At 66.5% G+C, this 18,635-nt stretch carries 17 protein-coding genes, 2 tRNA genes and 1 pseudogene; 13 read left to right on the plus strand and 7 right to left on the minus strand.

Translation table 11 applies throughout. The features are described 5' to 3' along the window. The first annotated feature begins 57 nt into the window (after positions 1-57). Both HNP52_RS10965 and HNP52_RS10970 read left to right on the plus strand, forming a co-directional pair. The gene (locus HNP52_RS10965) at positions 58-1,458 is read left to right on the plus strand and encodes a short-chain fatty acyl-CoA regulator family protein (RefSeq protein ID WP_184166739.1); all 1,401 of its coding nucleotides are present in this window, start codon (positions 58-60) and stop codon (positions 1,456-1,458) included. A gap of 51 nt (positions 1,459-1,509) precedes the next feature. Continuing rightward, positions 1,510-2,268 carry a class II aldolase/adducin family protein gene (locus HNP52_RS10970; RefSeq protein ID WP_184166742.1) on the plus strand — a complete coding sequence of 253 codons (759 nt, stop codon included), beginning with the start codon at positions 1,510-1,512 and terminating at the stop codon, positions 2,266-2,268. A 17-nt stretch (positions 2,269-2,285) separates the two neighbouring features. On the opposite strand, the gene HNP52_RS10975 is transcribed toward HNP52_RS10970, so the two are convergent. Beyond that, a complete protein-coding gene (locus tag HNP52_RS10975; RefSeq protein ID WP_184166745.1) occupies positions 2,286-3,086 on the minus strand; it encodes a class III extradiol ring-cleavage dioxygenase in 801 nt (266 codons plus the stop codon). 77 nt (positions 3,087-3,163) lie between these two features. Between HNP52_RS10975 and HNP52_RS10980 the strand changes: the two genes are divergently transcribed. The 3 genes from HNP52_RS10980 to HNP52_RS10990 all read left to right on the plus strand — a co-directional run bounded on the left by HNP52_RS10980 (position 3,164) and on the right by HNP52_RS10990 (position 5,516). Next, positions 3,164-3,676 (plus strand): (2Fe-2S)-binding protein, encoded by a 513-nt coding sequence (locus HNP52_RS10980; RefSeq protein ID WP_184166748.1) that lies wholly within the window; start codon positions 3,164-3,166, stop codon positions 3,674-3,676. Positions 3,677-3,795: 119 nt separating this feature from the next. Continuing rightward, complete coding sequence (locus tag HNP52_RS10985) at positions 3,796-4,704, plus strand: RcnB family protein (protein ID WP_184166751.1); 909 nt, start codon at positions 3,796-3,798, stop codon at positions 4,702-4,704. 89 nt (positions 4,705-4,793) lie between these two features. Continuing rightward, positions 4,794-5,516, plus strand: coding sequence for a 2OG-Fe(II) oxygenase (locus HNP52_RS10990; protein WP_184166754.1), 723 nt, complete (start codon positions 4,794-4,796; stop codon positions 5,514-5,516). Between the two features lie 114 nt (positions 5,517-5,630). On the opposite strand, the gene dapA is transcribed toward HNP52_RS10990, so the two are convergent. Next, entirely contained in the window at positions 5,631-6,512 is an 882-nt protein-coding gene (gene dapA / locus HNP52_RS10995; protein WP_184166757.1) for a 4-hydroxy-tetrahydrodipicolinate synthase, read from the minus strand. A gap of 71 nt (positions 6,513-6,583) precedes the next feature. Between dapA and HNP52_RS11000 the strand changes: the two genes are divergently transcribed. From HNP52_RS11000 to HNP52_RS11020, 5 genes are all read left to right on the plus strand, one after another. Continuing rightward, positions 6,584-8,590: a lytic transglycosylase domain-containing protein gene (locus tag HNP52_RS11000; protein ID WP_184168295.1), complete on the plus strand. Its 2,007-nt coding sequence runs from the start codon at positions 6,584-6,586 to the stop codon at positions 8,588-8,590. A gap of 15 nt (positions 8,591-8,605) precedes the next feature. Continuing rightward, entirely contained in the window at positions 8,606-9,082 is a 477-nt protein-coding gene (gene greB / locus HNP52_RS11005; protein ID WP_184166760.1) for a transcription elongation factor GreB, read from the plus strand. Between the two features lie 106 nt (positions 9,083-9,188). After that, on the plus strand, positions 9,189-9,467 hold the full coding sequence (locus HNP52_RS11010) for an acylphosphatase (protein ID WP_184166763.1): 279 nt from the start codon (positions 9,189-9,191) through the stop codon (positions 9,465-9,467). Between the two features lie 115 nt (positions 9,468-9,582). After that, positions 9,583-9,966, plus strand: coding sequence for a DoxX family protein (locus HNP52_RS11015; protein WP_184166766.1), 384 nt, complete (start codon positions 9,583-9,585; stop codon positions 9,964-9,966). A gap of 74 nt (positions 9,967-10,040) precedes the next feature. Continuing rightward, positions 10,041-10,838 (plus strand): transporter, encoded by a 798-nt coding sequence (locus HNP52_RS11020; RefSeq protein WP_184166769.1) that lies wholly within the window; start codon positions 10,041-10,043, stop codon positions 10,836-10,838. Positions 10,839-10,865: 27 nt separating this feature from the next. On the opposite strand, the gene HNP52_RS11025 is transcribed toward HNP52_RS11020, so the two are convergent. The 3 genes from HNP52_RS11025 to ettA form a co-directional block, all read right to left on the minus strand. Further along, entirely contained in the window at positions 10,866-12,635 is a 1,770-nt protein-coding gene (locus tag HNP52_RS11025) for a methyl-accepting chemotaxis protein (RefSeq protein ID WP_184166772.1), read from the minus strand. Positions 12,636-12,775: 140 nt separating this feature from the next. Further along, positions 12,776-13,222: a GNAT family N-acetyltransferase gene (locus HNP52_RS11030; protein WP_184166775.1), complete on the minus strand. Its 447-nt coding sequence runs from the start codon at positions 13,220-13,222 to the stop codon at positions 12,776-12,778. A 5-nt stretch (positions 13,223-13,227) separates the two neighbouring features. After that, positions 13,228-14,907: an energy-dependent translational throttle protein EttA gene (gene ettA, locus HNP52_RS11035; RefSeq protein ID WP_184166778.1), complete on the minus strand. Its 1,680-nt coding sequence runs from the start codon at positions 14,905-14,907 to the stop codon at positions 13,228-13,230. Positions 14,908-15,156: 249 nt separating this feature from the next. Between ettA and HNP52_RS11040 the strand changes: the two genes are divergently transcribed. The 3 genes and pseudogenes from HNP52_RS11040 (at position 15,157) to dctA (ending at position 18,406) form a co-directional block, all read left to right on the plus strand. Next, complete coding sequence (locus HNP52_RS11040; protein ID WP_184166781.1) at positions 15,157-16,539, plus strand: M28 family peptidase; 1,383 nt, start codon at positions 15,157-15,159, stop codon at positions 16,537-16,539. Between the two features lie 185 nt (positions 16,540-16,724). Then, positions 16,725-16,937: a hypothetical protein gene (locus HNP52_RS11045; protein WP_184166784.1), complete on the plus strand. Its 213-nt coding sequence runs from the start codon at positions 16,725-16,727 to the stop codon at positions 16,935-16,937. Positions 16,938-17,067: 130 nt separating this feature from the next. Further along, positions 17,068-18,406, plus strand: a pseudogene (gene dctA, locus HNP52_RS11050) (C4-dicarboxylate transporter DctA). Positions 18,407-18,418: 12 nt separating this feature from the next. On the opposite strand, the gene HNP52_RS11055 reads toward dctA, so the two are convergent. Together HNP52_RS11055 and HNP52_RS11060 are read right to left on the minus strand one after the other, a co-directional pair. Next, positions 18,419-18,495: transfer RNA gene (locus tag HNP52_RS11055), tRNA-Pro, on the minus strand. 49 nt (positions 18,496-18,544) lie between these two features. Beyond that, positions 18,545-18,621: transfer RNA gene (locus HNP52_RS11060), tRNA-Ile, on the minus strand. Between the last annotated feature and the right edge of the window lie 14 nt (positions 18,622-18,635).

Here is an 18,635-nt window from a genome sequence, read left to right on the forward strand (position 1 = left end):
TTCGCAAATGCAATGTTGCAAAGTTGTATCGTGCGGGTTTGCAGATATACTGCACGGATGAGCAGCACTCCCCGCCGTCGCGTCTTCGAAGGCTTCCGCCTGCGTGAGCTGCGTAAGCGCGCGGGGATCAGCCAGGCGGCCATGGCCACGCGGCTCGGCATCTCGGTTTCCTATCTCTCGCAGATCGAGAACAACGACCGGCCGATCACCGATATCGTGCTGGTGGCGCTGTCCCGCGAATTCCCGCTCGAGGCGTTCGGCGACATCGAGACCAGCACCTCCCTGCTCCGCACGATCGATGCCGCTACCGACGCCAGCGTCCCCGCCGAGCGGATGGAGGAAAGCGATGTGCGCCGCGGGATCGAGCAACAGCCCCTGCTCGCCCGCCGCATGGTCGCACTCCACGAAGCGTGGCGCCGCAGCCAGGAGCAGCTTCGCGTCCTCGACGACCGTTATGACAGCGGCTCGACCGATGCCGCACCGCTCCCCTGGGAAGAAGTGCGCGACTGGTTCCAGGCCGAGGGCAATTATATCGACGCCGTCGATCGCTCGGCTGAGACGCTCGCCGGCGACCTCGATCCCGATCGCCCCACCCGGGGCCTGGAGGATCGCCTGCGCTGGCACGGTGTACGCGTGGTCGGCGAGGATGGCGACGGCAGCCAGCTCAGCCGTTTCGATCCGCGCGACCGCACCCTTGCGGTCAACAGCGCGCTTCCGCCCGAGAGCCGCGCTTTCCTGCTCGCGCACCGCCTGGTCCGCTACGAGTTCGAGAACGAGATGCGTCAGGTGGTCGACGATGCGGGCCTGGCCTCGCCCGCTGCTCGCGAGCTGCTCAACATCGGCCTGGCCAACTATGCCGCCGGCGCACTGCTGATGCCCTATGGCGCGTTCAGGGATACCGCGCGCGACGTCCGCCACGACATCGATCGCCTGCGCCAGCGCTTCGGGGTGAGCTTCGAACAGGCGTGTCATCGCCTCTCGACGCTCCAGCGCCCCGGCGCGGCGGGCCTGCCCTTCTTCTTCTGCCGGGTCGACATGGCCGGCAACATCACCAAGCGCCACTCCGCCACCCGCCTGCAGTTCGCGGCCCTTGGCGGCGCCTGCCCGCTCTGGGTGGTGCATGAAGCCGTCGCGATACCCGACCGGATCCTGGTCCAGCACGCCGAGATGCCCGACGGCACCCGCTATGTCTCGATGGCAAAGGGGCTGGTGAAGCCTTCGGGCAGCTACGCCCGCCCACCGCGCCGCTATGCGGTGGCGCTGGGCTGCGAGGAGCTGCACGCGGCCGACTTCGTCTATGCCGACGACCTCAAGCCCGGCGGCGCGGCCACACCAATCGGCGCCAGCTGCCGCATCTGCCCGCGCACCGATTGCGACCAGCGCGCCTTCCCGCCCGCTGCTTCCGCCATCGCCATCGATCCGGACCGGCGCAGCGTGGTGCCTTACGCCTTCCGCTAGACCTCCCGACGTGGCATACCCGATCCACGAAAAAGCCTTGGGAGAGGTAACATGGCCACCGCGCTGGCAAGCAAAGTAATGACCGAAGCCGAATGGGAGGCGCGCCAGCAGCTCGCGGCCTGCTACCGGGTGTTCGACATGCTCGGCTGGTCCGAGATGATCTACAACCACATCACGCTGAAGGTGCCGGACGAGGAAGGCGCGTTCCTGATCAACCCGTTCGGGCTCCACTTCTCCGAGGTGAAGGCCTCCAACCTCATCAAGATCGACATCGACGGCAACAAGCTCGACGACTCACCCTATCCGGTGAACCGCGCCGGCTTCGTCCAGCACGCGCTGTTCCATCGGCATTTGCCCGACGCGCATTGCATCGCGCATACCCACACCACGGCGGGCATGGCGGTCGCCAGCGTCGAGGGCGGTCTGCGCCCGACCAATTTCTATGCCTGCAACTTCGCCGGCCAGATCGCCTATCACGACTTCGAGGGCGTGACCGTGCGTGACGAGGAAGGTGAGCGCCTGCTCGAGCATCTCGGCGACAAGCGGGTGATGCTGCTCAAGAACCACGGCATCCTGGTAATGGGCCGCACCGTGCCCGAGGCGTTCATCAAGCACTGGTCGCTCCAGCGCGCCTGCGAGATCCAGATCGCCACCGCCTCGATGGGCGAGCCGCTGGTCGTTCCGGACGAAGTCGTCGCGGTGCACCAGCGCGACCTCCACATGGCCCAGGTTCCCGGCGGCCCGGGCGCGGCGGACTTCGCGGCGATGGTCCGGCTGGTCGACCGGACGGACAAGAGCTGGAGGGAGTAGCGCCTTGGGTGTCGGAGCTAGCCGAACCGGTAGCCCGACACCGTCCATCCCATCACATGGTCACGGTAATCGCGCACCGCCGGCCCCTCGCCGCCCGCGCCGAGCGCGACCATCAGCGGGAGGAGATGCTCCTCGCGCGGATGCGCGAAATGGGCGTGGGGCAGTTGGTCCCAGGCGGCGACGCGCGCGGCCCGGCGCGCCGGATCGGCATCGGTCACCGCGGCGGTGAGCGCATCGTCCCATTCATCGGCGACCGGCGTCACCTGCGGCCCGCGCGTGCGGAGATTGTGGAAGCTCATGCCCGATCCGACGATCAGCACGCCTTCGTCGCGCAACGGCGCCAGCGCCTTGCCCAGTGCGATGTGGTCAGCAGGGTTCAGGTCCTTGCGCAGCGAGAGCTGGACGAGCGGGATGTCCGCCCCCGGCACCGCGACCATCATCGGGATGAACACGCCGTGATCCCAGCCGCGCTCCCGCTCCTCGCCCACCGGGAAACCGGCACCTTCGAGCAGTTCCTTCACGCGCGCCGCCACATCGGGCGAGCCGGGCGCATCCCAGCGCAGGCGATAGGTGTGCTCGGGGAAGCCATAATAGTCGAACAGAAGGGGCTGGCCGTTGCCGGCATGCACCGTGACCTGCTCCTCCTCCCAATGGCCCGAGATCAGCAGGATCGCCCTGGGCTCCTCCGGGAGCGAGTCGATCAGCCCGGCCAGATAGGCCTGCATCGGCTGCCACATCGGATCCGGAGGACCGCCATTGGGGTCCATGAAGAAGCAGGGGCCGCCGCCATGGGGCACGAAGAGCGTGGGAAGTGTCATGCATCGGATGTCGCGTGCGCCACGGCCCCGCGCAATGCCGGTTTCGGAAACGGCTGGTTTCCCGCTACACCCCTCCCATGACTCGCTTCACCGTCAACAACCAGCCGGTTGCCTACAAGATGGACCCGCGCACGCCCCTGCTCTGGGCATTGCGCGACGCGTCGAACCTCACCGGCACCAAATATGGCTGCGGCACCGGCGATTGCGGCGCCTGCACCGTCGATGTCGATGGCACCGCGCGGCTTGCCTGCGAAGTGACGATCGGCGCGCTTGAAGGCACGTTCGTCACCACGATCGAGGGCCTGTCCAAGGATCGCAGCCATCCGGTGCAACAGGCGCTGATCGCCGCCAACGTGCCCCAATGCGGCTATTGCATCCCGGGCGTCGTGATGGCCGCCTCGGTCCTGCTGCGCGCCAACCGCAATCCCAGCGAGTCGGACATCAAGGAGGCGATCCCGAACATCTGCCGATGCGGCATCTATCCCCGGCTGATGGAGGCCATCCAGAACGCCGCCCGCATCGCACGGGGCGATGCGCCCGAGCCCGGCCCCGCGCCCGCCGCCCAGGAGGACCAGCCGGCGGAACCCTGAACTATTTCAGATGCTTTCAATAAGCTGACAGATGAATTCAGAGTCATGTCAGCCACCGGGCTTTAGAGAGTGTTTACCCTCGAAGCCCGGCGTGTGTGCCGGTCCAGCGGAGACACTAGATGAAGAAGACCTTGCTCGCGGCGATCATCGCCGCAACTGCTCTGGTCCCGCCGGCACTGGCGCAGGACCGTGGCCGCCACTGGGGTGGCGGCGACCGTAATGGCGGCAATTCGGGCGCCTCGCAGCCTTCCCAGGATCGTGGCGATCGCGGGAGCCGCGGGGATCGTGGTGATCGCGGCGGCAACCGTGGTGGCTGGGGCCAGTCCTCGGCGCCGCAGCAGCAGGCGCAACCGCAACCCCAGCAGCAGCCGCGTCGCGACTGGAATGGCGGCGGCAATGTCGGCAACGGCTGGGGCCGTGGCGGCTGGAACCGTGGCGGCGGCCAGCCCGGCGGCCAGCAGGTTGCCCCGCCCCAGGCCCAGCCGCAGCAGCGCTGGGACGGCAATCGCGGCGGCAATGACCGGCGCGACTGGAACCGCGACAATAATCGCGGCGGCCAGTGGGATCGCGGCAACCCGAACTGGAACGATCGCAACCGTGATCGCAACTGGAACAATGATCGCCGCGGCAACGACTGGAACCGCAACAACGATCGCGGCTGGAACGACCGCAACCGCGGCTGGGACAACAATCGCGGCTGGGGCGGCAATCGCGGGAGCTGGAGCAACAGCTGGCGCAACGATCGCCGCTATGACTGGCGCGGCTACCGCACTTCGAACCGCAGCCTCTACCGCCTGCCGCGTTATTATGCGCCGTCGGGCTGGGGCTATGGCTATCGTCGCTTCGGGATCGGCTTCACGCTGAACTCGATCCTGTTCTCGTCGCAATACTGGATCAACGATCCCTATTATTACCGCCTGCCGGACGCGTACGGCCCCTATCGCTGGGTGCGCTACTACAACGACGCCCTTCTGGTCGATGTGGACACCGGCGAAGTGGTCGACGTGATCTACGACATCTTCTGGTAAGCCAGCCCGCATCTTGCCAGACAGAGGAGGCCCGGCCCGCAAGGACCGGGCCTCTTGCTTTTGCAGCCCGCAGGCGCGAATTGGCCGGTGTGAGCAAGCAAGTCGGCAAAGTTTCGGGAACCCCGTCCCCCAATCGCGCGCGCATCGGCCGCGAAGTGGTGGCGAAGCTGGAAGCCAATCCCGCGGTCAAGCGCGCGAAGGTGGAGACCGCGCAGATCTTCACTTATCCCGATTTCCTCAGCGACGCGGACTGCGACATCCTGGTCGGCATGATCGATGAGTCCGCCCGGCCCTCCACGCTGCTCGCGGCGCATGAGGATCCCGAATTCCGCACGAGCAGCTCCACCGACCTCGATCGCTGGGCTGCCGATGTCTGGCGGATCGACGACCACATCGCCAATGTGCTGGGCCTCCCGCCGGCCAATGCCGAGACGCTGCAGGGCCAGCGCTACGCCCCCGGCCAGCAGTTCCGCGCCCACTGCGACTATTTCCATGAAGGCGCGGAATATTGGGAGAAGATGCTCGAATTCGGCGGGCAGCGCACCTGGACCGCGATGATCTACCTCAACGATGTCGAGGAAGGCGGCGCTACCTGGTTCCCGCGCGCCGGCGTCCGCTTCCGCCCGAAGAAGGGGCTGATGCTCATGTGGAACAACATGATGGAAGACGGCACGCCGAACTATGACACGCTGCACGAGGGCATGCGCGTGCTCGAGGGCACCAAGTATATCGTGACCAAGTGGTTCCGCGAGAACGCCTGGATCCGCGGCCATGTGCCGACCTACTACGCCGGCGGCGAGCAGCGGACTTAGGGCGCCAAGCTGCGAATTTACCTGCTCCCCGGCAAAAGCCGGGGTCCAGGGTCACAAGCGATCCGGCAGAGAAACCCTGGGCCCCGGCTTTCGCCGGGGAACCAGAATATGGTCTCAGACCAGCCCCGCAAACTCCAGCGCGGCGTCCACGGCCTTGCGGCTCGCTTCCCCCGCCGGCGTCATCGGCAGGCGAAGTTCCTCGGGGAAGCCCGGACGCACGCGGGTCATCGCGTACTTCACCGGGCCGGGCGAGGCATCGGTGAACATCGCGATGTGCAGCGGATAGAGCCGGTCGTGCAGCTCGAGTGCCAGCGCGTGATCGCCCGCCGCCCAGGCCGCCTGGAACTCGGCGCACAGTTTCGGCGCGACATTGGCGGTCACCGAGATGCAGCCGGTGCCGCCCATCGCATTGAATGCCAGCGCCGTCTCGTCATTGCCCGAAAGCTGCGTGAAGTCGTGGCCACAGCCGGCACGCTGCTCCGAAACGCGGGCGAGCGCGCCCGTTGCATCCTTCACGCCGATGAACTTGCCCGGAAACGCCTTGACGATCCGCGCCATCGTCGCCGGCTGGATGTCGGTCACGGTGCGGCCCGGCACATTGTAGAGCACGATCGGCAGCTCTGCCTTCTCGGCGATCGCCGCGAAATGCTGGAAGATGCCTTCCTGGCTCGGCCGGTTGTAATAGGGCGGGACCATCAGCACCGCATCGGCGCCGGCATCGTGCGATGCCTTCACATTCTCGATCGCGACCAGCGTGTCGTTCGATCCAGCACCGGCGAGCACCGGCACGCGGCCTTTCGCCTGGTCGGCACAGACGCGGACGACTTCGAAATGCTCGTCTTTCGGCATCGTCGCGGCCTCGCCGGTGGTGCCGCACGGCACCAGCCCGGCAGAGCCCTCAGCAATCTGCCATTCAACGAACGCACGATAATCTTCATCCGCGAAGATGCCGCTACGGAACGGCGTCACAAGCGCGGGAATGGAGCCGGAAAACATGGTCTCAAAATCTTCCCTAATTCCCCAATTCGGGGCTGGCAGATAGGAGCGACACGCGTATCATGTCCAGTATGCTTGCTCCGCTGCTCAAAAGTGCGTTGCTGTTCGCGGGCGTTTCCGGGCTCGCCGTCTCGTCGCAGCTCACGCAGGAACAGATCCAGTGGTACAAGGTGGCGCTCGAAGCCGGCGTTCCCCGCGTGCCCCCGCCCTATATCCAGGCCGATCAGCTCGGCGACGCGCTGATCGAATGGAAGCGCTTGCAGCAGTCGGACAATTATCCCTTTTCCGACTACGCCAACTTCCTGCTCATGCATCCCGGCTGGCCCGGTGAGAAAAGCCGCCGCGCCGCGGCCGAGACGGTGCTGGAAAGCGGCACCTGGGCTCCTGGCCTGGTCATCCGCTTCTTCGAGCGCTTCCCGCCGCTGACCGCCGCCGGCCGCATCCGCTATGCCGAAGCGCTCGCGGCTTCCGGCAAGCGCGCCGAGGCCGAACAGCAGGCACGCCAGGCCTGGCGTCACGGCGTGCTGCGCCCGCGCGACGAAACCGCGCTGCTCGCCGGCTTCTCCGCCGCGCTCACCCCGACGGATCATGATGCGCGGATGGACCGGCTGCTCTGGGCAGGCTCGCTCAGCGCCGCACAGCGCCAGCTCGCCTATGTCTCGCCGGCGATGCGTCCGGTGTTCGATGCCCGCATCGCCTTCCGCACCAAGGCGGCGGACGCCGATGTGAAGGGCTCGAACGCGCTTGCGCTCGGCCGCTCCAATCCCGGCTTCATCGCCGATCGCGCGATGTGGTTGCGCGATACCGGCCAGAGCCCGGCGATGCGCGCCTATCTCGCCCAGCCACGCCAGCTCGCCTCCACGCCCGGCGATGCCGAGGAGTGGATGGAAGTGCTGCTCACCGCTGCGCGCGGCGCCCAGTCGGACGGGCAGTTCAGCCTCGCCTATCAGATCGCCAGCCAGGTCGATGACGCCTTCCCGGCGGGCACCGACATCAGCGCCCAGCCGCTCGGCGAGCGCGATGATTATACCAGCCTCACCTGGCTGGCGGGCACCGTTGCGTTCAACAATCTCGGCCGCAGCCGCGACGCGGTCGGCATGTTCGATCGCTATGGGCATGGCTCGAAGACGCCGACCACCCAGTCCAAGGGCTTCTACTGGGCCGGTCGCGCCGCCGAAGTCTCGGGCGATCAGGCCGGTGCGACGAAGTTCTACACCCAGGCAGCGGGCTTCCCCGACGTCTTCTACGGCCAGCTTGCCACCGAACGCCTCGGCAATCCGCTCAAGCGCCCGCCCGATTTCAATGCACGGGTCGGCGATCCGGCAGTGCGCGACGCCTTCTTCAAGAAGGAGACGGTCCGTGCGGCGCAACTGCTCGGCACGATGGGCAATCGCCAGGACCAGGGCCTGTTCATCCGCCAGATCGCCAATGACGCGACGTCGGACAGCGATCACATCCTCGCCGCCGAACTGAGCCGCGCGATCGGCCGTCCGGACCTGGGCGTGCTGGTCGGCAAGAGCGCGCTACAGAACGGCCTGTCCGACTATACCGCGGCGGGCTATCCGACCGTGGCGGTGCCGGCCTCGCAGCAGGATTACTGGACGATCGTACACGCCATCGCGCGGCAGGAGAGCCAGTTCGACCGCGACGCGGTCAGCCATGCCGGTGCGCGCGGGCTGATGCAGCTGATGCCGGGCACGGCCCGCGAGGTCTCGACCAAGCTGGGCATGAGCTACAGCCCCGGCACGCTCAATTCCGATACCGACTACAACATCCAGCTCGGCTCGACCTATTTCCAGCGGATGTACAATCTCTACGGCAGCTATCCGCTGGCGATCGCGGCGTACAATGCCGGTCCGGGCAATGTGAACAAGTGGATCCGCGCCAATGGCGACCCCCGCCTGCCCGGCGGCGACATCGTCCAGTGGATCGAGCAGATCCCGATCTTCGAGACGAAGAACTACGTCCAGCGCGTGATCGAGAACGCCGTGGTCTACGATCTGCTCAACCCCGAGCGCTCGCGCTCGCGGGGCCCGGCGAACACCAGCTGGTATCTGGGCAAGAACAAGCCGGGCTGATAGTCCGGGCGGACGATGGACCGCCCCAACTACATCACCCCCGCCGGCTATGCGACGCTGCGGGCCGAGTATGAGCTCCTCTTCGCCAAGGAGCGGCCCGCCCTGGTCGAGACGATCAGCTGGGCCGCCGGCAATGGCGATCGCTCGGAGAATGGCGACTATATCTACGGCCGCAAGCGCCTGCGCGAGATCGATCGCCGGCTCGGCTGGCTGTCGAAGCGGATGAAGGCGGCCAAGGTCGTCGATCCGGCGCAGCAGGAGGACAAGAGCCGCGCCTATTTCGGCGCCACCGTCACGATCGCCGACGAGGACGACAACCACCGCACCCTCACCCTGGTCGGCGATGACGAGGCCGATGCCGCCAAGGGCCTGGTCGGCTGGAACGCTCCGCTCGCCCGTGCCCTGCGCGGCGCCGGGATCGGCGACCTCCGCCGGGTCAACCTGCCCGCCGGCGAGCGCGAATATGAAGTGATTGCGATCACTTACCCCTAAGTCGCGACGAGTCGCCGCGCCCGAGGATTCCCTGGAATCTGCAAGTTGATACAAGTGCAGCCAGGCCGAAGGGTTGCGGCCGGGTAAAATAATGAGCTGGGGATATATGACGGCACAGCGTATCTATGTGTCGGGCCGCGTGCAGCGCGTGGGCTATCGCGACTGGGCGGTGCGTACCGCCAAGCTGCTCGGCGTGAAGGGCTGGGTCCGCAATCTCAAGGACGGGCGGGTCGAGCTGCTCGCCGAGGGCGATGACGAGGCGCTGACCTCGCTTACCGAAGCCTGTCGCGAAGGGCCGCCCCTGGCGGTCGTCGACCATGTCGAGGCCTTCCAGACGGCCGAGGACAAGCACGCCAAGGGCTTCACCAAGCGCTTCACGGCCTGAGCCACTTCGGAAACGGATGGTTTCCCGGGCGTCGGTTGACCGTTCGGACATGAAGTGAAACATTTCAGCCTCGAAACGGCTCGCAAGGACGCGCGCCGGTCGAGGAGAAAACCTCATGCCCGTTCCCGCAAGCTGGTCCGACAAGCTGCTGAGCGTCCTGCGCATCGTCGCCGGTCTCGGCTTCCTGCAGCATGGCCTTTCCAAGTTCTTCGGCGTGCCCCCCTTCCCCTATCCGCTCAACGGCCTGCTCACTGCGGCCGGCGTGATCGAGCTGGTCGGCGGCGCGCTGCTGCTGATCGGCCTGTTCACCCGTCCGGTCGCGTTCATCGCCTCGGGCATGTGCGCGGTCGGCTATTTCCTCGTCCACGCGCCGCAGGGCTTCTTCCCCGCGGTGAACGGCGGCGAGGCGATCATGCTCTACTGCTTCATCTTCCTGTTCTTCGCGGCCGCCGGCGGCGGTTCGTGGAGCGTGGACGCGCTGACCGCCAAGAAGGGCTGATCCCGTCCGGCACTGGCCGTGTGCGATCGCCACGGCCGGTGTCCTGTTCTCTCGGAAGGCGCTATGGATCTCCCATGCGCCTTCCGATGAGTCTAGCCGCGGCCCTGCTCGCCGCCACTGCCGCCCATGCGCAGGACCTGCGCCCGCTCTGCCCGGACCGGCCCGGGCTCGACACGCCCGCCTGCACCGTCGACCAGGGGCACCTGATCGTCGAGAGCGGCCTGGCCGACTGGTCGCTCGACCGCGACCCCAGCCAGCGCACCGACAGTTTCACCTTCGGCGAACTGCTGCTCCGCTACGGCATCACCTCGAACACCGAAGTCCAGCTCGGCTGGACCGCGCTCGGCACCGTGCGCACGCATGATCGTATCGCCGGCACCGTCACCCATGGCAGCGGCGTGGGCGACACCACCCTCGCGGTCCGCCACAATCTCTCGCATCCCGATGGTTCGGGCTTCGCCGCCGCGATCATGCCCTATGCCAGCCTGCCGACCGGTGGCGCGACGATCGGCGCGGGCGATTGGGGTGCCGGCCTGGTCGTGCCGCTCAGCTACAGCCTGAACGACACGCTGAGCCTGTCGCTCACGCCCGAAGTCGATGCCGCGGTCGACAGCGACCGGTATGGCCGCCATCTCGCTTATGGCAGCGCGGCCGGCATCAGCGCCACGCTCGCCAAGTCGCTGACCAGCGCGCTCGAATTCCAGGCGATCCGAGACGAGGACGCCGCCGGACACGCCACCCAGGCGCTTGCCAGCCTGTCCTTCGCCTGGCAGCCTCGCTCGAACCTGCAGTTCGACATCGGCGCCGTCGCCGGGCTCAACCATGCCAGCCCGGATGCCGAACTCTATATGGGGATCGCCCGCCGCTTCTAGGCGGCGAACGATCCCCCGGGTGGATCCTCAGGCGGCCACGCTGTGGAGCTGGACCACCTTGCCGCGCGGCGCGGAAGCCGACGTACCGCTCCCGGTGCGGAAGCGACCGGCCTGCTCGGCCAGGTTGCCGACTTCCTCGGCCAGGTTGCGCGAGGCAGCCGAGGTTTCCTCGACCATCGCCGCATTCTGCTGGGTCGACGTATCCATCTCGTTCACCGCGGTGACGATCTGGGTGATCGCGGTCGACTGGGCCTGGTTGTCCGCCGCCATGGCGTCGAGCAGCTTGTGGACCGCGCCCACGCCGCCCGAGATCGCCTCCAGCGCCGTATCCATGCGCTGCACCGCATCGACCGCGGTGCTGACCTCGTCCTGGGTCAGCGTCAGCTGCTCGCGGGCACGCTTGGCTTCTTCTTCCGCCCGCATCGCCAGCGCCGAGACCAGGTCGGCGACCACCGCGAAGCCACGACCGGCCTCGCCCGCGCGCCCGGCTTCCACCGCCGCGTTCATCGCAAGCACCCGCGTCTGGAACGCGATCTTGTCGAGGCCCTCGATCACGTCGTCAATGCCGCGGGCGCTTTCGCTCACCCGGCCCATCGCCGTGACCGCCTGCTCGGCGAGCGAGCGGCCGTCGCCGACCACGCGGATCGCCTCGTCGGCGCTGCGCACCGTCTCGTTCGCCGCCCGGGCGGTGCCGCGCAGGCGTTCGTCCATCTGGCTGAGCGCGGCCGAGGTCTCCTCGAGGCTCGCCGCATTGCCTTCGGTGCGTCGCGCCAGGTCTTCCGAAGCCTGGGCGATCTCGTGCGAGCCGGTCTGGATCGCCGCCGCGCCTTCGTTGACCGTGGAGATCAGCGTGCGCAGCGCGGTCAGCGCGCTGTTGAAGTTGGTCTTGAGCGTCGCATAGCTCTCCGGGAAGGCCACGCGGATTTCCTCGGTCAGGTCGCCTTCGGCCAGTGCCGAAAGCCCCTGGCTCAGCGCCGTGGTAACGATGCGCTGCGTCTCGGCAGCGGCCGCCGCCGCGTCGCGCTCCTTGGCGATCACCGATTCGAGATAGGCATCGACCGCACGGGCGATGTCGCCGATCTCGTCAGCCTGGTCAGTATGCGGCACCTGGGTCGTCCCGCTGGAGCGCGCCATGCCATGGATCACCTCGGCCAGGCCCTTGATCGGCGCGACCACCTTGCGGGTGACCATGTAGAAGGCGCCGCCAAGAACCGCGAGCGCAATCAGGCCGAGCGCGACCACGATGCCGGTGGCGACATTCGCCCAACCCAGCGCATCGGTAGTCACGTCGCTGGCGATGCTGATCTGCATGGTCACCAGCTTGCCGACGGTATCCGAGACCGGATCGACATCGGTGTAGATTTCGGTCGCCACGAACTTGTCGACGCCTTCGCGATCGCCGGCGCGCAGCATCGCTTCCAGGCGCCCGATGCCTTCATTGGCCTTGGCCATGGCGTCTTCCGCCTGCTTGGCGAGCGCTTCCTCGTCGGGCGTCGCATCGGTCGCCGCATAGCGCTTCCAGGCCGAATCGAGGTCGGTCTTGCCCTTCTGGATATTCTCCAGAGCCTGCGCGTAGCTGATATTGCCGTTGCGCGCCTTGTGCGCCGCATCGACGATGTGCACCGCATAGCTGTCGGCGACGAGCTTGAGGTCCTTCAGCGGGATCACGCGGTCCGCAAGCACCGTGTGCAGCGCCTGGCGGCTGGTGGCCGCGGACCAGGAAAAGCCTGCGATGACGGCGCCGAGCACGACCCCCAACATCACCAGGGCGGAAAGCAGCTTCTGCTTCAGCGTCATGGTTGAACTCCGGAAAATAAGATGTTTCCCGGAATTTATAGGAATTCTTGCGGCCCCGGCTCTGTTGCGAAACATTTCTGAAACGAGAAATCCGTGCCCCCGCCGGTGGCACGCCCCTCCGAAAATCCGTATTTTACGTATTAACCCAACGGCTTGCGCAGGATCACTACCGGCATGCCGTTCGTGTCGTTTTCGAAGCCCGAAATCTGGAATCCGTGCCGCAGATTGAGCAGGATCATCGGATTGTTCGCCGCCCGGGTGCGGGTCTCGGCGAAACGATAGCCCAGCGCGGCGGCGTCCGCATGCTGGCGCCGCATCAGTTCGGAGGCGACGCCCTGCCCCCGCAATTCGGGCATCACCCCGCCCAGCCAGCTGTAGAGCAACGCATCGCCGCGCCGGTAACTGAGCTTGAACCCTTTCCAGCTGCCGTCCTCGATCGCCAGCCAGAGCAGCGGCTCCTCCAGCCGCCCCAGCCGGTCGAGCAGGTAGCTGTCGGTGAAATCGGGAAAGACCGCCCGGCACAGATGCAGCAAGGGCGCGGCGGCATCTGCCACCGCGCCCTCGAAGCGTTCATAAATGATCGGCACGCCGATCAGCGCGTCAGCTTCTTGTAGGCCAGCGCGGTCGGACGATCGGCGGCATCGCCCAGGCGACGGCGCTTGTCTTCCTCATAGGCTTCGAAATTGCCCTCGAACCATTCGACATGGCTGTTGCCTTCGAACGCCAGGATGTGGGTGGCGAGACGATCGAGGAAGAAGCGATCGTGGCTGATGACCACGGCGCAGCCCGCGAAATTCTCGATAGCCTCTTCCAGCGCGCCCAGCGTTTCGACGTCGAGGTCGTTGGTCGGTTCGTCGAGCAGCAGCACGTTGCCGCCCTTCTTGAGCATCTTGGCGATGTTGACGCGGTTGCGCTCACCGCCCGACAGCTTGCCGACATTCTTCTGCTGGTCGGCGCCCTTGAAGTTGAAGGCACCGACATAGGCACGGGTCGAGGCGTCGTGGCCGTTGACCTTCATGTAATCCAGGCCGTCCGAGATCTCTTCCCAGACATTCTTGGTCGGATCGAGGTGATCGCGGCTCTGGTCGACATAGCCCAGGCGCACGGTCGAGCCCATCTCGATGGTGCCGGTGTCCGGGGTTTCCTGGCCGGTGATCATCTTGAACAGCGTCGACTTGCCGGCGCCGTTCGGGCCGATCACGCCGACGATGCCGCCGGCGGGCAGCGTGAACGAGAGGTTCTCGAACAGCAGCTTGTCGCCGTACGCCTTGGAGATGTTCTCCACCTCGATCACCTTGCCGCCCAGGCGCTCGGGCACCTGGATGACGATCTGGGCCTTGCCGGGCGCGCGGTTCTGCTGCGCTTCGACCAGCTGGTCGAACTTGGCGATACGCGCCTTCGACTTGGTCTGGCGACCCTTCGGGCCCTGGCGGATCCACTCGAGCTCGTCCTTGATCGCCTTCTGGCGGCCGGACTCCTCGCGGTCCTCCTGCTCGAGGCGCTTGGCCTTCTTCTCGAGATAGGTCGAGTAGTTGCCCTCGTACGGGAAGTACTTGCCGCGGTCGATCTCGAGGATCCAGCCGACGACATTGTCGAGGAAGTAGCGGTCGTGGGTGATCATCAGCACCGCGCCGGCATATTCCTTCAGGTGGTTTTCCAGCCACTCGACGCTCTCGGCGTCGAGGTGGTTGGTCGGTTCGTCGAGCAGCAGGATCGACGGCTTCTGGATCAGCAGGCGGGTAAGCGCGATGCGGCGCTTCTCACCGCCCGAAAGATTGGCGACTTCCCAATCCGACGGCGGGCAGCGCAGCGCTTCCATCGCGATCTCGAGCTGGTTGTCGAGCGTCCAGCCGTCGACCGCGTCGATCTTCTCCTGGAGCGTGCCCATCTCTTCCATCAGGGCGTCGAAATCGGTGTCGTCCTTGGGATCGCCCATCTCGGCCGAGATCGCGTTGAAGCGATCGACCATGTCGGCGACCTCGCGGGCGCCGTCCTTGACGTTCTCGAGCACGTTCTTCGTCGGATCGAGTTCGGGCTCCTGCGGCAGGTAGCCGACGGTGATGTTCTCACCCGGCCACGCCTCGCCCGAGAAGTCCTTGTCGATGCCTGCCATGATCTTCATCAGGGTCGACTTGCCGGCGCCGTTCGGGCCGACGATGCCGATCTTGGCACCCTGGTAGAATTGCAGGTTGATGTTGTTGAGCACCGGCTTGGGAGCGCCGGGGAAGGTCTTGGTCATGTCCTTCATGACGAAGGCGTATTGGGCGGCCACGTGGCGGTCTCCGTTCGCAGGTCTGGATATGCAGGAAGTTTGGCGGCGATGTAGCGATCACCCGGCCAAATGGCAACGCGCTCGGCATGTTCGGAGGCGCGGCTTGCAATGTTGGATTTCGTCCGATCTGGTCGAGCGGCCGCGGCGGCAAAGGCCAGTCCGGATCACGAGGAGTCGCATTGGCCAGAAATGCACCGGAAACCGTCGGCGCATTGCCGAATGTTTCGGGGGCGGTTAGCGTCGCCGGCCATGAACAAGCGCACCCTGCTCGCGGCTGCCGCCGCTCTCGCCCTGCCCTTCCCCGCTCTGGCCCAGAGTGCCGCGCACGATCCCGTGGCGCTGCGCGACGCCGCCTTGAGCGACAATCTCGCCTGGGAGATCACCGAGGGGCTTACCACCGAAGTCGGCCAGCGCCTCGCCGCGACCGAGGCCGAGGCGCGGGCGCGTGCCTGGGCGGTGAAGAAGCTCACGGCGCTCGGCTTCAAGAACGTCCATATCGAGACGTACAAGATGCCGCTGTGGGAGCGTGGGATCGAGACCGCCGAAGTGCTGGGCGGCGCCGCGCAGAAGCTCGCCATCGCGGCGCTCGGCAATTCGGGCTCGACGGGTCCGAAGCCGATCGAGGCGGAAGTCGTCGCCTTTGCGACGCTCGCCGATCTCCAGGCGGCGCCTGCCGCGGCGGTGAAGGGCAAGATCGTCTATGTCGGCAATTCGATGACGCCGACGCAGGATGGCTCGCAATACGGCTTTTTCGGCGGTGCCCGCCGCGCGGGTCCGAGCATTGCGGCGAGCAAGGGCGCCGCGGCGATCCTTATCCGCTCGATTGGCACCGATTATCACCGGAATCCGCACACCGGCGTGACAAGCTGGGTCGCAGGTGTGAATCCCATCGGCGCCGCCGCCCTCAGCCTCCCGGATTCCGATCAGCTCGAGCGGCTGCTCAAGCGTGGACCGGTGAAACTGCGCGTGCAGATCACCGCCGGCATGAAGGGCGAGGCCGAATCGGGCAACGTCATCGCCGATGTTCCGGGCAGCGATCCTTCGGCCGGGATCATCCTGATCGGCGGCCATCTCGACAGCTGGGACCTCGGCACCGGCGCCATTGACGATGCCTCGGGCGTGGGGATCACCACCGCCGCCGCCAAGCGGATCATGGATGCCGGCCAGCCGAAGCGCACGATCCGGGTCGTCTGGTTCGGCGCGGAGGAACCGGGTGGCTTCGGCGGCGCAGCCTATGCCAAGGCGCACGCAAACGAGCGCCACGTCCTGGCCCAGGAATCGGATTTCGGCGCCGACCGCGTCTGGAAGTTCGAAACCAACCTGCCCGCGGGTGCCAAGCCGATCGCCGATCGCCTCGCCACCGTGCTCGCGCCGCTCGGCATCTCGCGCGGACGCGGCACCGCGCATGGCGGCACCGATGTCGGCCCCGTGATCAATACCGGTGTCGGCGTGGTCGATCTGTCCCAGTCGGGCCTGCGCTATTTCGACTATCACCACACGCCCGACGACACGCTCGACAAGATCGATCCGGTGCAGCTGCGCCAGAATGTGGCAGCCTGGACCGCGATGCTCGCGGTGACCGCTAACGCTCCCGAGGATATCGGCCCGATCCCCAAGGGTGAGGGCGAGTAAGGGAACCGACGGGCGACCTTGCCCATTGATGGCCGCTAGCTGGCAAGATTTAGGCAAAAAAATGTCCTAAATTTTGCCAGTGGGTGAATTTGCGATTGACGCAAACGCAACGACCGCTATGCCAACGGTTCGCGGCGGCTAATCGGGCCGGATGCGAAACGTTTGAGTTCCTCTAGGAGCACCACATGAAGAAGATCCTCATTGTTGCTGCGACCGCCGGCCTGATGTCGCTCGCGGCTTGCGGTGGCGCCACCACCAACACCACCGAGAACACCACCGAAGTCGCGAACGCAGCTGCGTACGACAACGTTGCCGAAGAGACCACCAACGTGGAAGCGGCGAACGTCCTCGAGAACGCCGTTGTCGAAGGCAACGTCGCCGAGACGAACGCTCACTAATCTCTGTTCGGCACCCGGCCTCTGGCCGGACCGAGAGATAGAAGGACGCTCCCGCAAGGGGGCGTCCTTTTCCGTTTGGGCCTATCGCGCGCTCCGCTATGCCGGTGCGGATGTGGGGGAAGGATTGAGAATGGGCGCAGTCACGACCAGCTTTGCCGAACAGCCAGCCAGGCCGCAGCGCTGGTGGCAAATGCTCTATGTCCAGGTGCTGATCGCGATTGCGGCGGGCGTGCTGGTCGGCGCGATCTGGCCCGCATTCGGCGCGTCGCTGGAGTGGCTGGGCATCGCCTTCGTCAAACCTGGTCAAGATGATCATCGCCCCGGTCATCTTCCTTACCCTGGTCACCGGCATCGCCGGCGCCCGCGAGCTGGGCTCGCTCGGCCGGGTGGTGATCAAGGCGCTCGCCTATTTCCTGTTCTTCTCTACGCTGGCCCTGATCCTCGGCTTGATTGTCGCCCATCTCGTCCAGCCCGGCGCGAGCATGCATATCGATCCGCACAGCCTGAGCGAGGCCAAGGTGGTTGGCTTCGAGAAACAGGCGCACGAGACGACGGTCCAGGGCTTCCTGCTCGCAATCATCCCCACCACCCTCGCCTCCGCGCTGACGAGCGGCTCGATCCTGCAGGTATTGTTCGTGGCCATCCTGTTCGGCGTGGCACTGGCTGGGCTCGGCGAACGCGTCCGCCCGCTGGTCGACCTGCTGGACCAGCTCGGCACCGTCGTGTTCCGCCTCGTCGCGATCCTGATGCGCGCGGCGCCCGTCGGCGCGTTCGGCGCCATGGCCTTCACCATCGGCAAGCACGGCCTGGGCGCGCTGTGGAACCTCGGCGGCCTGGTCGCGACCTTCTATGCCACCTCGGCGCTGTTCGTGCTCGTCGTCCTGGGCCTTGTCGGCTGGCTGGCGGGCTTCTCGATCCTCAAGCTGCTGCGCTACCTCAAGGCCGAGCTCCTCCTCGTCCTCGGCGCCTCCTCCTCCGAAGCCGCCCTGCCCGCGCTGATCGACAAGCTCGAGCGCGCCGGCTGCGACAAGGAAGTGGTCGGCGTGGTCGTGCCCGCCGGCTATTCGTTCAACCTCGACGGCACCAACATCTACATGACGCTGGCCGCGCTGTTCATCGCCCAGGCCACGGGCGTGCACCTGTCGCTGGGCGAACAGCTGATCCTGCTCGGCACCGCGATGCTCACCTCCAAGGGTGCCGCCGGCGTCACCGGCGCCGGCTTCGCGACGCTGGCGGCGACGCTGATGGTCGTGCCCTCGATCCCCGTTGCCGGCATGGCGCTGATCCTCGGCGTCGACCGCTTCATGAGCGAATGCCGCAGCCTGACCAACTTCATCGGTAACGCCGTGGCGACGATCGCGGTGGCGCGCTGGGAGGGACGGCTCGACCGCGACGCGCTGCAACGCGCACTCGACGGCAAAGCGGACAGCGGTCCGGCGCGGGTCGCGGCCGAAGCGGATCCGGACTGAAATCCAGGAAAATGGTCGGGGAGACAGGATTCGAACCTGCGACATCCTGCTCCCAAAGCAGGCGCGCTACCAGACTGCGCCACTCCCCGACGCGGATCGCGGCCCTAGGGCCTTGGGGCCGGGCACGCAAGCAGTTGCTGGTGGGCCCGGCAGGACTTGAACCCGCAACCTAGCCGTTATGAGCGGCCAGCTCTAACCAATTGAGCTACAGGCCCCCAGCAAGACGGCC

It is taken from the genome of Sphingomonas kyeonggiensis (assembly GCF_014204495.1).
In the GTDB taxonomy this organism is placed as follows: Bacteria; Pseudomonadota; Alphaproteobacteria; order Sphingomonadales; family Sphingomonadaceae; genus Sphingomonas; species Sphingomonas kyeonggiensis_A.